We start from the raw sequence: 14,453 nt of genomic DNA on the forward strand, positions 1-14,453 counted from the left end.
GCCTTCCGTCGCCTAAGCTGCCCTCAATGACTACCACCCGCACGGAACGGACCTTCGACGGTGTCGGCGGAGTGCGCATCGTCTACGACGTGTGGTCGCCGGATGTCGCACCGCGCGCGGTAGTGGTCCTGGCCCACGGATTCGGCGAACACGCCCGCCGCTACGACCACGTCACGACGCGGTTGGGGGAGGCCGGGCTGGTCACCTACGCCCTGGACCATCGCGGCCACGGCCGTTCCGGCGGCAAACGGGTGCAGGTGAAGAACATCGCGGAGTACACCGCCGACCTGGACACCCTCGTCGGCATCGCCACCCGGGAATACCCGGGTCTCAAGCGCATCGTGCTGGGACACAGCATGGGCGGCGCGATCGTGTTCGCCTACGGCGTGGAACGTCCCGACAACTACGACCTGATGGTGCTCTCGGCCCCGGCGATAGCCGCGCAGGAGATGGTGCCCGCGGTGGTCGCGCTGGCCGCCAAGGTGCTGGGCGCGCTGGCCCCCGGCTTGCCGGTGCAGCCGCTGGACACCGACGCGATCTCGCGGGACCCCGAGGTGGTCAAGGCCTACTACGACGATCCCCTGGTGTACCACGGCAAGGTCCCGGCCGGGATCGGCCGCGCGTTGCTGGCGGTCGGCGAGACGATGTCCCAGCGGGCGCCGGCGGTGACGGCTCCGCTGCTGGTGCTGCATGGCACCGAGGACCGGCTGACCCCGATCCAGGGCAGCCGACAGGTCATCAGATGCGTGGGTTCCGGCGATGTCCAGCTCAAGGAGTACCCAGGGCTGTACCACGAGGTCTTCAACGAGCCCGAGCGGGATCAGGTGCTGGGCGACGTGGTGTCGTGGATCAACCTGCGGCTGTGAAGCGTGTCGGACCGCCGGATTAGTTTGGCCCCATGACCGACGACAAGATGCTGTCCCGTATCGCGGCACTGCTACGCCAGGCGGAGGGTACCGACAATACCCACGAAGCCGACGCGTTTCTGAGTGCCGCACAGCGGTTGGCGACGGCCGCGTCCATCGACCTGGCGGTGGCGCGTTCGCATTCCTCCAACCGATCCGCCGCGCAGATCCCCACCCAGCGCACCATTACCATCGGCAACGCGGGCACGCGCGGGTTGCGCACGTACGCACAGCTTTTCGTGCTGATCGCCGCGGCGAACGACGTGCGCTGCGACATCGCGTCCAACTCCACGTTCATCTACGCCTACGGGTTCGCCGAGGACATCGACGCCACCCACGCGTTGTACGCCAGCCTGGTGGTGCAGATGGTGCGCGCCTCGGATGCCTACCTGGCGTCCGGCGCGCACCGTCCCACGCCGACCATCACCGCCCGGCTCAACTTCCAGCTCGCGTTCGGGGCGCGGGTCGGTCAGCGGCTGGCCGAAGCGCGCGAGCAGGCCCGTCAGGAAGTGACCAGGGACCGCAGTCGCGCGCCGGGGACGGCGATCGCGTTGCGGGACAAAGAAGTCGAGCTGCGTGATCACTACCGGAGCGCATCGAGGGCGCGGGGCACCTGGCAGGCCAGCCGGGCCACGGCCGGGTACTCGTCGGCTGCCCGACGCGCGGGTGACCGGGCCGGTCGACGGGCCCGGCTGGGCAACAGTCCCGAGTTACCGGGCGCCCGGACCGCGCTGGGCCGGTGACGCGAGATACCCAGCGCGCCAAGGTCTATGGGGCCGAAGTCTTCGTCCGGGCGATGTTCGACCGCGCCCGGGAGCACGGGTTGCCGAGCGTGGAGTTCTTCGGTACGCAGCTGACGCTGCCGCCCGAGGCCCGGTTCGCGTCCGTCGAGTCGGTGCAGCGCTACGTCGACGACGTGTTGGCGCTGCCCGCCGTGCGGTTGCAGTGGCCGGCGGTGTCACCGCTGCGGGTCCGGGCGCGACGCGCGGCCAGCGCCGCGCACTACGAAAACCGCGGCGGCGCCGGCACTATCGCTGTTCCGGACCGGGTCAGCGCCGACTGGGCGATGCGTGAATTGGTGGTGCTGCACGAGGTGGCGCACCATCTGAGCCAGGTCGCCCCGGCACACGGGCCGGAGTTCGTGGCGACGATGTGCACGTTGACGGAGTTGGTGATGGGTCCCGAAGTAGGGCATGTGCTGCGGGTGGTGTACGCCAAAGAGGGAGTGCGATGAACGACCACGAAGCCGATGCGCGCGCACACGAAGTCGAAGCGCAGCTGACCGACGACGAGCGGTTCGCCCTGTTGGTGGGCGTCATGGGTGCCGGGGACATGTGGCCGCTGCGCGACGAGCGCATCCCGCCGGAGGTACCGATGAGCGCCGGATATGTGCCGGGCATCGCCCGCCTCGGCGTGCCGGCACTGCGGATGAGCGACGCCGGACTCGGGGTGACCAATCCCGGTTTCCGCCCGGGTGACACCGCCACCGCCCTGCCCGCCGGGCTGGCGCTGGCGGCCAGTTTCAACCCGGAGCTGGCCCGCGCCGCGGGATCGGTGATCGGCGCGGAGGCACGCGGCCGCGGACTGAACGTACAACTGGCCGGTGCGATGAACCTGGCCCGCGACCCGCGCAACGGCCGCAACTTCGAATACTTCTCCGAAGATCCGCTGCTGAGTGGGGTGCTGGCCGCCGAACAGATCCTCGGCATCCAGCAGCACGGTGTCATCAGCACGGTGAAGCATTTCGCGCTGAACTGCAACGAGACCAATCGGCACTGGCTCGACGCGGTCATCGACCCCGACGCACACCGCGAATCCGACCTGCTGGCTTTCCAGATTGCGATCGAGCGGGGCCGCCCCGGGGCGGTGATGGCTGCCTACAACAAGGTCAACGGCGCCTACTGCGCGGCCAACGCAGTCCTGCTCACCGAGATACTCAAAGGCGGGTGGGGATACCGCGGCTGGGTCATGTCGGACTGGGGCGGCACACCGGGTTGGGAGTGTGCGCTGGCCGGGCTCGACCAGGAATGCGGCGCGCAGATCGATGCGTTGCTCTGGCAGGCAGAGACCTTCGGCGAGCCGCTGCGCGCGGCGTACGCCGATGGACGGTTGCCCGCCGAGCGGCTGTCCGACATGGTGCGCCGCATCCTGCGGTCCATCTTCGCCGTCGGGGCGGACCGATGGGGGCCGGTGCCGGAGCCGGATATGCACGCGCACAACGCTATTGCGACCGAAGTCGCGCGTCAGGGCATCGTGCTGCTGCACAACCGGGGAGTCCTTCCGGTGACGTCCGCAGCCCGGATCGCGGTGATCGGCGGCCACGCTCAGCTCGGTGTGCCGGCCGGATACGGCTCCAGCACCGTGCTGCCGCCCGGCGGCTATGCGGGTGTAATCCCGATCGGGGGCGCCGGGCTGGAAGCCGGGATGCGCAATCTGTATCTACTGCCGTCGAGCCCGCTCGAGGAACTCAGAAAGCAATTCCCGCACGCCGAAATCTACTTCGACCCCGGCATCAACCCCGCCGAGGCGGTCCCGGTGGCCCGCCGGGCTGACGTCGCGATCGTGTTCGCAACCCGGGCCGAAGGGGAGGGATTCGACGGCGCGGACCTGTCGCTGCCGTGGGGCCAGGATGCGCTGATCGCCGCAGTCGCGGCGGTCAACCCGAACACGGTGGTGGTGCTCGAGACCGGCAACCCGGTGGCGATGCCGTGGCGCGCTGCGGTGAACGCAATCCTGCAGGCCTGGTATCCCGGGCAGCGGGGCGGTCAGGCCATCGCGGAAGTCCTTGCCGGACAGGTCAATCCGTCGGGACGGCTGCCGGTCACCTTTCCGGCGGATCTCGGCCAGACGCCGCGCCCGCAACTGCCCGAGGTCGCGGGGCTGGGGACGCCGAGCACGATCCACTACACCGAGGGCGCCGAGGTCGGTTACCGGTGGTTCGCGTCCACCGAGCAGGAACCGTTGTTCGCGTTCGGCCACGGGTTGTCCTACACCAGCTTCGAGTACCGCGATCTCGAGGCGTCCGGCGGCGAAACGGTGGCCGTCACCTGCACCGTGGTCAACACCGGCGAGCGGACCGGCACCGAAGTGCCGCAGCTGTATCTGACCGCAGCGCCCGACGGAAAGCGGTTGCGGCTGTTGGGTTTCGACAGGGTGGAACTGCTGCCCGGGGAGTCCCGCCGGGTACACATCCACGCCGAGCCGCGGCTGCTGGCCCGCTTCGAGGCGGGGAGCTGGCGGATCGCGGCGGGCCGGCACGCGGTGGCCGTCGGCGCGTCGGCGGTGGACCTGAGGCTGACCGGCGAGGTCGAGTTAACCGGCCGCACGTTCGGGTGCTGAGGGACGCCCCGAACGTACGACCCGCGGGCACCGGGGTGACTCAGCCGGTTCCGCCGTCCAATCCATCCAGTCCGGGGTCGCCGGCGGAGCCGTCGACACCACCAGGCGGGGTGCCGTGGCCACCGGCGCCACCGGTGCCGCCGGTTCCGCCGGTGCCTCCCGGCGCAGCCTCGCCGTCGCCACCGGCGCCGCCCGGACCGCCGTCGCCGCCGTCGCCGCCGTCGGCACCCTTCCCGCCGCCGGTGGGGACCCCGCCGCCTCCTCCGCCGCCGCCTTTGCCGCCGTGCCCGCCGTGTGCGCCGGCCTGGCCGGAAGTCGTTGCGTCGCCGCCATTTCCGCCCGTGCCGCCGATGCCACCGATACCGCCCGCACCCGCGTCACCGCCACCGGCTGCCGGCCCGCCGCCGCCACCGATACCGCCGTTACCGCCGGTTCCACCGGCCTGGCCCGGCAGGCCGGGTGCTCCGGAACCGCCCTGACCGCCTGCACCTCCCACGCCGCCGACCGCGCCGTCATAGCCGCTGCCGCCCACGCCACCGGTACCGCCGATGCCGCCGGTACCCGCTCCGCCGACCGCACCGGACTTACCGGTCCCCGACCCGGGTTGTCCGCCACCGCCACCGTCGCCGCCGAGTCCGCCCGTACCGCCGACGCCCGCCGGCAACGGCGAGGTGTTGTCCCCGTTGCCGCCGAGGCCGCCGTCGCCACCCTGGCCGCCCGTGCCGCCGAGGCCACCGTTGCCGTTGGTGCCACCCAGTCCGGCCGAGCCGCCGAGGCCGCCCTGTCCGCCCTGTCCGCCGATTCCGCCTTGGTATCCCTGCTGGTTGGGTCCGCCGACGGCGCCCTCGCCACCCTGGCCGCCCAATCCGCCCTCGCCACCGTTGCCGGCGGTGCCACCGGGGCCGGGAAGCCCGCCGGTGCCACCCATGCCGCCGTTGCCACCGGCATAGCCCGGTCGTCCGACACCTCCGTCGCCGTCACCGCCCCAGCCGCCTTGTCCGCCGTCGCCACCGTTCCCGGCGGTGCCGCCGGTCCCCGGGTTGCCGCCGTTGCCGCCGGTGCCCCCGGTGGCACCGGGCAGACCTGCCGCGTTGCTGCCGGCGCCGCCCCAGCCGCCCTCGCCACCGGCGCCCCCGTTGCCGCCTCTGCCGCCGGTCGCGGCGGCGCCACCTGTTCCCGGATCGCCGCCGTCGCCGCCATTGCCACCGGTGCCGCCGATCAGGCCGGGCTGGCCGGTGGTGCCGTCCCCGCCGCCGTCGCCGCCTTCCCCGCCCTCTCCACCGTCGCCGCCGGTGCCCGCGGTGCCGCCGGTGCCGCTGTTACCGCCGAGTCCGCCGTGACCGCCGTGTCCGCCCTCTGGTCCGGCCTGCCCGAGTGCGGCGTTGCCGCCGTTGCCGCCGTTGCCGCCGTCGCCGCCGGTGCCGGCGGCACCCCAGCTGTTGCGCGTTCCGTCCCCGTGGAGTCCGCCGGCGGCCGAGTCGCCGCCCTTGCCGCCGTTGCCACCGTCGCCGCCGGCACCGATTTCACCGCCGCCGCCGGATCCGCCGTATCCGCCGAAACCGCCATAGCCGCCATAGCCGCCGTAACGCTGGGAACCTGCCGTCGCGTCGCCACCGACAGCGCCTCCCCCTCCGGTGCCGCCGTCGCCACCGGCGGCGGCCTTGCCGACGGCGCCGTCACCGTGGCCGTCGGCACCGCCGACGCCGCCGTTACCGCCATTGCCGCCGTTGCCGCCGTTCTGGCCGCCGCTGCCGCTGTCGGCGGCACCACTGCCACCGACACCGCCGTTGCCCCCGCGGCCGCCCACGCCGCCGTCGCCATTGGTACCGCCGGCCGGACTGTTTCCGCCATTGCCGCCGTCGCCGGCGTGGCCGCCGTGGCCGCCCAGGTGCCCGGATCCCGCCAGGCCGGCCGCCCCTTGGCCACCGTTGCCCCCGGTACCGCCCCTACCGGCGGTACCACCAGTTCCGCCGCTGCCGCCGGTACCGGCGATGCCGCTGGTTCCGCCGGTGCCGCCGTCGCCGCCGCTGCCACCGTCACCAGCGCCGCTGCCGGTGTCGGCGGCGCCGTCCGCACCGTCGGCACCGACGCCTCCAACGCCGCCGTCACCGCCATCTCCGTTGCGACCACCGGCGCCGCTGTCGCCGCCGGATCCGCCCTGCCCACCTGGACCGCCCTTGCCGCCGTTGGGACTGCCGGTCGTTGTCGCGTGCGTGCCGGCTCCGCCTTCGCCACCGGTGCCACCCTTACCGCCGTCGCCGTAAGCGCCCGAGGATCCGCCGCTGCCGCCGGTCCCGGCGGCACCGCCGGCGCCGGCATTCCCGCCATCGCCGCCGACACCTCCGGCACTGCCGCCGAAGGCATCTGAGGAGTCAGGAGCCCCGAGACCGCCGATTCCACCAGTCCCGCCGTGGCCGCCGCGCCCGCCGCTGCCATTGGTGCCGAACGGGCCCGCATTGCCACCGGCTCCGGCATCGCCGCCGGTACCGGCTTGGCCGCCGTTGCCGCCGTCGGAATAGTTCGCGCTGCCGGTCACTCCCTTGCCGCCGGCGCCACCGTCGCCGCCCCGACCACCGTCGCCACCGGTACCCCCGGCGCCGAACAGGCCGGCGGTGCCACCGACTCCGCCGCGGCCGCCACTCCCACCGTCGCCGCCCTGCTGGCCACCCGGGCCGGTGGTCCCGGCCAGTCCGGCCCCACCTGTGCCCCCTGCGCCACCGTTGCCGAGCAGCCATCCGCCGCTGCCGCCTGCGCCGCCGGTCCCGCCCGCGCCACCCAGGCCGCCGGCACCGCCGTTGCCGATGAGTCCGGCGGCCCCGCCGGCTCCACCGGTCGCCCCGGCTTTGGTGCTGGTGCCGCCCCTGCCGCCGTTGCCGTACAGGATCCCGCCTGCGCCGCCGGCGGTGCCGACGCCGTCGACGGTGGCACCGTTGGCGCCGTTGCCGATCAGCGGCCGGCCGAGCAGAACGTTGCTGGGACCGTTCAGCAGCCCGAGCAGGCCGGTGTTCGCCGCCTCATTCGACAGGTAGCTGTCCGCGCCGGACAGCAGGTTGCCGACGAACTGGCTGTGGAACGCCGAGGCATCGGCGGCCAGCCTCTGGTAGTTGGCGGCGTGCTGGGAGAAAAGCTCAGCGACGGCGAGGGATATCTCGTCGGCGGCCGCGCTGCCCACCTGGGTCGTGACGGTGGCCGCAGCGGCGTTGCCAGCCGCGACACCGGTGCCGATTCGGCGTAGGTCGGCAGCCGCGGAGGCCACCACATCGGGCGATAAACGCAGAAACGACACGGCGATACCTCAGTGGTGTGTGGGCAAGCGGGAAGGTTGATCCGGCACGACGCCGGACACCGCGGGCGACATTAGTTGAAGTTTCTGATCGCCGACGGGTAATGAAGTTTATTTGAAAAACATAGGTGTACAACAACGCTGAGCGCAGCAACCAGAATGCACTTGTGAATGGGAATGCATCTGTGTATGCGATATCCGGAAAGCGGTACCGGCGTGCTGATCAGCATAAATCTACGTAAAAACCAGTTCATACCGAACTGTTCCGGACTACGCTCCCGAGGCGAAAATTCAATCGGTCTCAGGAAAGGCACACCGGCCCGATGACGCACGTAATTGCGGTACCAGAAACAATGATTTCCGCTTCGCAGCAACTCGCTGGAATCCAGTCATCGGTGACGCAAGCCAATTCAGCGGCCGCACGTTCCACTACAGCTGTCCTCAGCGCCGCCAGCGATGAAGTATCCCTGGCTATTGCCGAACTTTTCGGTAATTACGCCCGTGAGTATCAGGCGCTGAGTGGCCGAGCGGCGCAGTTCCATGCACAGTTCGTCCAGGCCACGGCCACCGCAGCCGGCGCCTATGTCGCCGCCGATGCCGCCAGTGCCTCCCCCTTGGTGCTTCTCGAGCACCTCGTTCTGGATGTCATCAACGCGCCGACCAATCTGCTGCTCGGGCGCCCGTTGATCGGCAACGGTGTCAACGGTGCCCCGGGAACCGGACAAGCGGGCGGAGCTGGCGGTCTGCTGTGGGGTAACGGTGGCGACGGCGGGTCCGGGGCACCCGGACAGACCGGCGGCCGGGGTGGCGACGCCGGCCTCATCGGACACGGGGGCGCCGGCGGTACCGGCGGAACCGGTGTCACAGGATCGATCGGCGCCCAGGGCGCAGTCGGCGGTAGCGGCGGTGCCGGCGGTACGGGCGGCGCCGGCGGCACCGGAGGTCTGCTCTGGGGCAATGGCGGCCCGGGCGGAGCCGGTGGCGTCGGCGGAACAGGCGGTACCGGAGGCACCGGCATCAATGGCATTGCTGGCGGCGGCCCGGGCGGCATCGGCGAGCAGGGCGGTCAGGGCGGTCAAGGTGGCATCGGTGGTAATGGCGCTGGGGGAGGCGCTGGCGGGCGAGCCCCGGGTCTGTTCGGTGGAACGCAGGGTGCCCATGGCGGGGGCGGTGCCGGCGGAGTTGGTGGCACTGGCGGAATGGGCGGTCAGGGCGGCGAAGGACTGGCCGACACCGGTTCCGGGGCCACCAACGGCGGTCAGGGTGGCACCGGCGGAACTGCCGGCATCGGCGGAGCCGGCGCTGACGGCGCAGCACCCGGGGCTATCGGCACCGGGGGCAAAGGCGGCACCGGCGGCACCGGGGGTGCGGGCATGCAAGGGATCGCGGGCGTCGGCCTCCTCGGCGAAGGTGGCAATGGCACGTCCGGCGCCCAGGGCGGCACCGGAGGTACCGGCGGCGCGGGCAACGGTGGCATCAACGGCAACGGCGGGACCGGCGGTACCGGCGGTGAAGGCGGCCAGGGTGGCAACGGGTCCGCAAAGGACGGCGACGGTGGCAACGGCGGCACCGGAGGTGCCGGAGGCACGCCGGGCACCGGCGGTACCGGTGGCAGCACGGGCCCCGGCGGCACCGGAGGACGAGGCGGCGACGGCAGCGACGGCGGCGACGGGGGAGCCGGAGGTACCGCCACCACCGCGGGCGACGACAACGTGTTCGGTGGGACCGGCGGCGCCGGCGGCACCGGAACTGCCGACGACACCGGTGTCGGCGGACGCGGCGGTGACGGTGGCGTTGCGACAAGCACCGGCAACGGAACCGCCCACGGAGGCGCCGGTGGTTCCGGCGGCGAGGGACCGTGGGGCGGCACCGGAGGGAACGGCGGTGCGGCGGTGAGCGGCGGCACGGCGAACGCGATCTCCGGGAACGGCGGCACAGGCGGTACCGGGACCACTCATCTCGGCGGCACCGGCGGTGGCGGTGGTTTCGCGACGCTGAACAATGGTCCGGGAAACGTCACCGGTGGTCAGGGTGGTGACGGCGGTGCCGGCGCGGCCGGCGGCGGCGATGGAGGAGGCGGGGGCACGGCCATCGCCGGCGGCACCGGGAATGCCACCGGGGGCGCCGGCGGGGCCGGTGCCGACGGTGGGACCGCCGTGGCCGGTGGCAACGGCGGCCGCGGCGGGAACGCCTACTCCGTCGGCGGGCAAGCTTCGGTCGCCGGCGCCGGCGGGCAGGGCGGCACCGGCACCACCGGCGGAAAGGGCGGTGATGGTGGAATCACGCGTGGCAACGTCACCGACATACTGACCGCCGGCACCGGAGGTGCGGGCGGCAATGGCACCGCCGGCGCGGGTGGCGCGGGCGGGAACGGCGGTGCGGCGGTGAACTCCGGCACCTCGTTGACGGACGCGGTCGGCGGCGCCGGCGGGGCCGGCGGCGCAGCGACCGGTGGTCACGCCGGAATCGGGGGACGCGGTGGTGACGCGAGTGTCACTGAGCCAGGTTCCGCAGCGGATGCTGTTGGGGGGCGCGGCGGGGCGGGCGGCGCGGGCATCGCCGGCGACGGCGGAAACGGCGGTCGGGGCGGCGACGGAACCAACGCGGGAACCGGCAATAGTCTGGGCGGTCGCGGCGGGGACGGCGGCAACGCAGCCAGCCCACTCACCGACGGGGGCGACGGCGGAGACGGCGGAAACGCGGTGGGTGGTGCGCATGCTCAAGGAGGTCTCGGCGGAGCCGCCGGGGCCGGCGGTCCCGGCGGTCAGCCCGGTGCCCCCGGCACCAATGGCTCTCCGTAACGGGCCGGTCGGCTACTACGGGTCGCTGTCGTCCGGCTGGTCCGGCCGAGCCGACACGATCGCGCCCGTCTCGCCTTCGGCCTGTTCCTCGGCCTCCACCTCGGGATCCTTGGCCAGCAACACCTGCATGGCGTTGTTCAGGAACGCCACCGTCGGCACCGCCAGCAACGCGCCGACGATCCCGGCCAATACCCCACCGGTGGAGATGGCCAGCACCACCGCCAACGGATGGATCGAGACCGCGCGTCCCATCACCACGGGCTGCAGCACGTGCGCTTCGAGCTGGTTCACCACGATCAGCAGGCCGAGGGTGAGCAGCGCGTAGACCATGCCCTTGGCCAGCAGCGCCACCACCACCGCCAGCAGGCCAGAGACCAGTGCGCCGATCAGCGGTATGAAGGCGCCCAGAAACACGATGGAGGCCAGCGGCAACGCCAGCGGTACGCCCATGATCGCCAGACCGGCGCCCACCCCGGCCGCATCGGTCAGCGCGACCAGGAACGTGGCGCGGATGTAGCCGGTCAGGGCGCCGTATCCGGCCTTGCCGGCCTCGTGGACGCGGTCGCGGACATGGGTCGGGAAGATCTGCTGAACGTACTGCCAGATGTTGCGGCCACCGTAGAGGAAGAAGATCAGGGTGAACAGCACCAACACCGCGGCGGTAGCCAGCTCGGTGATGGTGGCCGCGGTAGACAGCGCCCCGCTGGTCAGCTTCGCTTGGTTGTTCCGCAGCGCTTCGATCGCGGAGTTGCCGGCGTTGTCGATCTGTTCGCGGCGCACGTGCGCCGGCCCCTCGATGAGCCAGCGGCGCAGGGAGTCGATGCTGTGCTCGACCTGGGTGACGAGGTCCGGGACGCCGACGATGAACTGGGTGACCACGAACGTCAGAATGCCGCCGAGGATCGCGAATCCGGCCAGCAGCACCAGCGCCACCGCGAAGCCGCGCGGCAGACCCCGCATGTCCAGCCAGTCCACCAGCGGCATCAGCAGCGCGCTGAACATCAGGGCCAGCAGCACCGGCACCACGATGACTTCGAGTTTCTCGACCACCCACAGCAGCGCCACCGCGGCCACCACGATGACCACCAGCCGCCACGACCATGCGGCGGTCTTGCGGACCAGCGGGCTTACCGCATCGTCATCGATAGTTGCTGACATCGGATCAGCGTAGCTGGACGCCGGTGCGGTGGGTCGCACGCGCTTCCTCACGACACGTCGGTGGTCGTGGAATCGGCATCGTCGAACCGGACACTGACCCGCTGAAAGCGTTTGACCCGTTCGGCTTTCGCCCGCCTGGTGTAGGTCTTGCGGTCAGCGGGGGTCAGGTCCACGTCGTCAGTGAACGGCGTCAGCAGGGCACGCGGGTGGAGTTGCTCCACCAGCACCACGTTGATCTCGGCGCACAACACCAACGTCGACGACACCAGGAACAGGAACGCGAGCATGCCCAGCACCAGCGCGAACACGCTGTTGGTCGCGCTGGCCGATTTCACGACGTGGCCGACGTAACCGGCGCCGAACCACTGCAGGACCTGCCAGATGAACGCCGCGGCCAGGGCCCCCGGCAGCACCTGGCGATAGCTGAGGTCGCGCGCGGTGGTGAGGCGGAAGGCCACCAGGCAGATCGACGCATTGATGCCGATGGCGACCAGCGCGATGCCGATTTTCCCGAACACGCCGAGCGATCCCGTCGCGTGCCCGACGCCGGACAGCAGGGTCGACGCGATGGCCGCCGAACCCAGCACGAACAGCAGCAGCAGGCTGAATGCCCGGGAACGGAACGGGTCGCGGCGCTGGTCCCGCGGCACCGCCCACACCGAATCCATCGCGTTCTGCACCGCCTGGCCCACACCCAGGCCCCCGTAGAGCGCGCCCAGTATGCCGACCACCACAGCGACCGTCCCGCCGCTGAGTCCCTCCGGCTGCTGCAGCTGGCTACCGATCACCGGGAACTGACTCAGGGTGCTCTGCAGCACCTTCGCCTTGAGATCCGGCCGGTCGGCGAGCAACACTCCCAGGCCGGTGGTCAACAGCAACAGCATGGGAAACAGCGACACGAACGCGTAGTAGGTGATCAGGGCGGCCAGGTAACTGCCTTGGTCGTCGAGGTACTTGTAGATGACGGCGACGGCCACCCCGACGCCGCGGTTACGCCGTTGCAGCCTGTCCAACCAGCCGACCATCGCCGATCACTTCATTCCCACGCCGAGATATCACGCCGACCCGACCCCCTGCCCGCAGGGTTGCGCCCGGTCATACCCCGATTTGCCGGTGGTCAATCGCGCCGGTCATCGGTGTCATTCCCCCAAAACCGCCGACGCGGGCCGCCACGGTTCGGTTACGACCCTGGAACGACCCCGACACGCTCGGCGACGTGCAGGTATGGTGTCGCCACCTGCGCGGTTACCCTAGTTCGATGTCACCGGACGCCGCTGCCCGCAAACCGGTGGGCGGGTGGTTGGAGACGCTCTCCCGCCCAGCAGACGCGCCCCCGCGCGGCAAGTACTGGTGGCTGCGGTGGGTGGGACTGTCCCTCGTGGTGCTCGTGCTCGGCGTCGAGATCGTGTTGGTGCGCGATCAACTGGCCAAGGCCTGGATGAGCTTGTTCGACGCCAAGTGGTGGTGGTTGGTCGCGGCGATGATCGCCGCGGCGGCGTCGATGCACAGTTTCGCTCAGATCCAGCGCACCCTGCTGGCGTCGGCCGGTGTACAGGTGAAGCAACTGCGTTCGGAAGCAGCGTTCTACGCCGCGAACTCGTTGAGTACCACGCTGCCCGGCGGGCCGGTGATCTCGGCGACGTTCCTGCTGCGCCAGCAGCGCCTGTGGGGCGCATCCACGGTGGTGGCGTCGTGGCAGCTGGTCATGTCGGGCGCGCTGCAGGCGGTCGGGCTGGCGGTGCTGGGTTTGGGTGGGGCGTTTCTGCTGGGCGCGAAGAACAACCCGTTTTCGCTGCTGTTCACGCTGGGCGGGTTCGTCGCGTTGTTGTTGCTGGCGCAGGCGGTGGCGTCGCGGCCGGAGTTGATCGAAGGCATCGGCATCAAGGTGCTGTCCTGGGTGAACTCCATTCGCGGCAAACCCGCCGAGACCGGTGTGGAGAAGTGGCGCGAGATCTTGATGCAGCTCGAGTCGGTGAGCCTGAGCCGACGCGACCTGGGGGCGGCGTTCAGCTGGTCACTGTTCAACTGGGTCGCCGACGTCGCGTGCCTGGCCTTTGCGGCCTACGCCGCGGGAGATCATGCCTCACTGGCAGGGTTGACGGTCGCCTACGCCGCGGCGCGCGCGGTGGGGACGATCCCGCTGATGCCGGGTGGTCTGCTGGTGGTGGAGGCAGTGCTGGTCCCCGGTCTGGTGTCCAGCGGAATGTCGTTGCCCAACGCCATCTCGGCGATGCTGATCTACCGGCTGATCAGCTGGCTGTTCATCGCCGCGGTCGGCTGGGTGGTGTTCTTCTTCATGTTCCGCCGGGTCACCGACAGCGACTCCGACGACCCGCCCACCGATCCAGGTGTCCGCGGCCGCGGGCTGAACGCTGTTGTCGATCCGTCCGACAGCGCGCTGCAGGGTCCGTTGCCGCCGCCGGAGCATGAGCCGGCGGCCGACGCCAACCAGCGAGGCTGATCAGCCGGCGGCGCGTGCCGGACCGGGACGGGGACCGGGCCCGGGGCCCGCGAGCGGGGCCGGCTGGCCGCCCACCGCGGCGGCGCCCGGCAGGCCCGGCAGCGCGCCGCCCGCGCCTTGGGCCGCCTGGAACAGGCTCAGTGCCTGCGGCAACGTGATCGGCAGTCTGCACTGGGTGCCCAGCTTGTTCAGCGGGTTGGCGAGGCCTTGCAGATCCAGCGCGACCTTCGGGTGGGTCTCGAAGTAGCTCTTGAGCGTGGTGGCCGACTGCGGGCCCGCGGGTTCCTGCAAGGCCGACGTCAGGGCCTGGTTGGTGTCCGGATGCGAATCCAGGTAATCACCGGTCTGCTTTGCGACGGTGCCCACGGTGCGGGCCACTTCGCTGGCCGCGCACGGGTCCGTCGAACCTGTTGCTGCGGGTGCCGCGACAGATGCGCTGCCGGCGCCGGTCAGACCGGCTGCGATCACTACTGCGAAAAGCCCGCGACGCGTGCTTGCTTGCATGG

At 71.4% G+C, this 14,453-nt stretch carries 10 protein-coding genes; 6 read left to right on the top strand and 4 right to left on the bottom strand.

The features are described 5' to 3' along the window. Positions 1-26: 26 nt before the first annotated feature. The 4 genes from AC5Y3Z_RS23085 to AC5Y3Z_RS23100 are packed head-to-tail and all read left to right on the top strand — an operon-like array spanning position 27 to position 4,244. Positions 27-866, top strand: coding sequence for an alpha/beta hydrolase (locus tag AC5Y3Z_RS23085; protein WP_473138893.1), 840 nt, complete (start codon positions 27-29; stop codon positions 864-866). Between the two features lie 32 nt (positions 867-898). Further along, positions 899-1,648: a DUF2786 domain-containing protein gene (locus AC5Y3Z_RS23090; protein ID WP_463827967.1), complete on the top strand. Its 750-nt coding sequence runs from the start codon at positions 899-901 to the stop codon at positions 1,646-1,648. Beyond that, a complete protein-coding gene (locus tag AC5Y3Z_RS23095; RefSeq protein ID WP_473138894.1) occupies positions 1,645-2,139 on the top strand; it encodes a TIGR04338 family metallohydrolase in 495 nt (164 codons plus the stop codon). The genes AC5Y3Z_RS23090 and AC5Y3Z_RS23095 overlap by 4 nt, the downstream gene beginning before the upstream one ends. Then, positions 2,136-4,244, top strand: a complete 2,109-nt coding sequence (locus AC5Y3Z_RS23100; RefSeq protein ID WP_473138895.1) for a glycoside hydrolase family 3 protein — start codon at positions 2,136-2,138, stop codon at positions 4,242-4,244. The genes AC5Y3Z_RS23095 and AC5Y3Z_RS23100 overlap by 4 nt, the downstream gene beginning before the upstream one ends. Positions 4,245-4,284: 40 nt before the next feature. Here the strand turns inward: AC5Y3Z_RS23100 and AC5Y3Z_RS23105 are convergent, their stop codons facing one another. Beyond that, positions 4,285-7,530, bottom strand: coding sequence for a PE family protein (locus AC5Y3Z_RS23105; protein ID WP_473138896.1), 3,246 nt, complete (start codon positions 7,528-7,530; stop codon positions 4,285-4,287). A 320-nt stretch (positions 7,531-7,850) separates the two neighbouring features. Here AC5Y3Z_RS23105 and AC5Y3Z_RS23110 point away from each other — a divergent pair, with 320 nt between their 5' ends. After that, the gene (locus AC5Y3Z_RS23110; RefSeq protein ID WP_473138897.1) at positions 7,851-10,328 is read left to right on the top strand and encodes a PE family protein; all 2,478 of its coding nucleotides are present in this window, start codon (positions 7,851-7,853) and stop codon (positions 10,326-10,328) included. Between the two features lie 15 nt (positions 10,329-10,343). On the opposite strand, the gene AC5Y3Z_RS23115 is transcribed toward AC5Y3Z_RS23110, so the two are convergent. Both AC5Y3Z_RS23115 and AC5Y3Z_RS23120 read right to left on the bottom strand, forming a co-directional pair. Next, a complete protein-coding gene (locus AC5Y3Z_RS23115) occupies positions 10,344-11,486 on the bottom strand; it encodes an AI-2E family transporter (protein WP_473138898.1) in 1,143 nt (380 codons plus the stop codon). Positions 11,487-11,533: 47 nt separating this feature from the next. Beyond that, complete coding sequence (locus AC5Y3Z_RS23120) at positions 11,534-12,511, bottom strand: YihY/virulence factor BrkB family protein (protein ID WP_473138899.1); 978 nt, start codon at positions 12,509-12,511, stop codon at positions 11,534-11,536. A gap of 233 nt (positions 12,512-12,744) precedes the next feature. On the opposite strand from AC5Y3Z_RS23120, the gene AC5Y3Z_RS23125 reads away from it, so the two are divergent. Beyond that, positions 12,745-13,947, top strand: a complete 1,203-nt coding sequence (locus AC5Y3Z_RS23125) for a lysylphosphatidylglycerol synthase transmembrane domain-containing protein (protein WP_473138900.1) — start codon at positions 12,745-12,747, stop codon at positions 13,945-13,947. On the opposite strand, the gene AC5Y3Z_RS23130 is transcribed toward AC5Y3Z_RS23125, so the two are convergent. Next, the gene (locus tag AC5Y3Z_RS23130) at positions 13,948-14,451 is read right to left on the bottom strand and encodes a hemophore (RefSeq protein ID WP_473138901.1); all 504 of its coding nucleotides are present in this window, start codon (positions 14,449-14,451) and stop codon (positions 13,948-13,950) included. It lies immediately after the preceding gene. Positions 14,452-14,453: the final 2 nt, after the last annotated feature.

The organism is Mycobacterium sp. NGS61 (genome assembly GCF_059812325.1).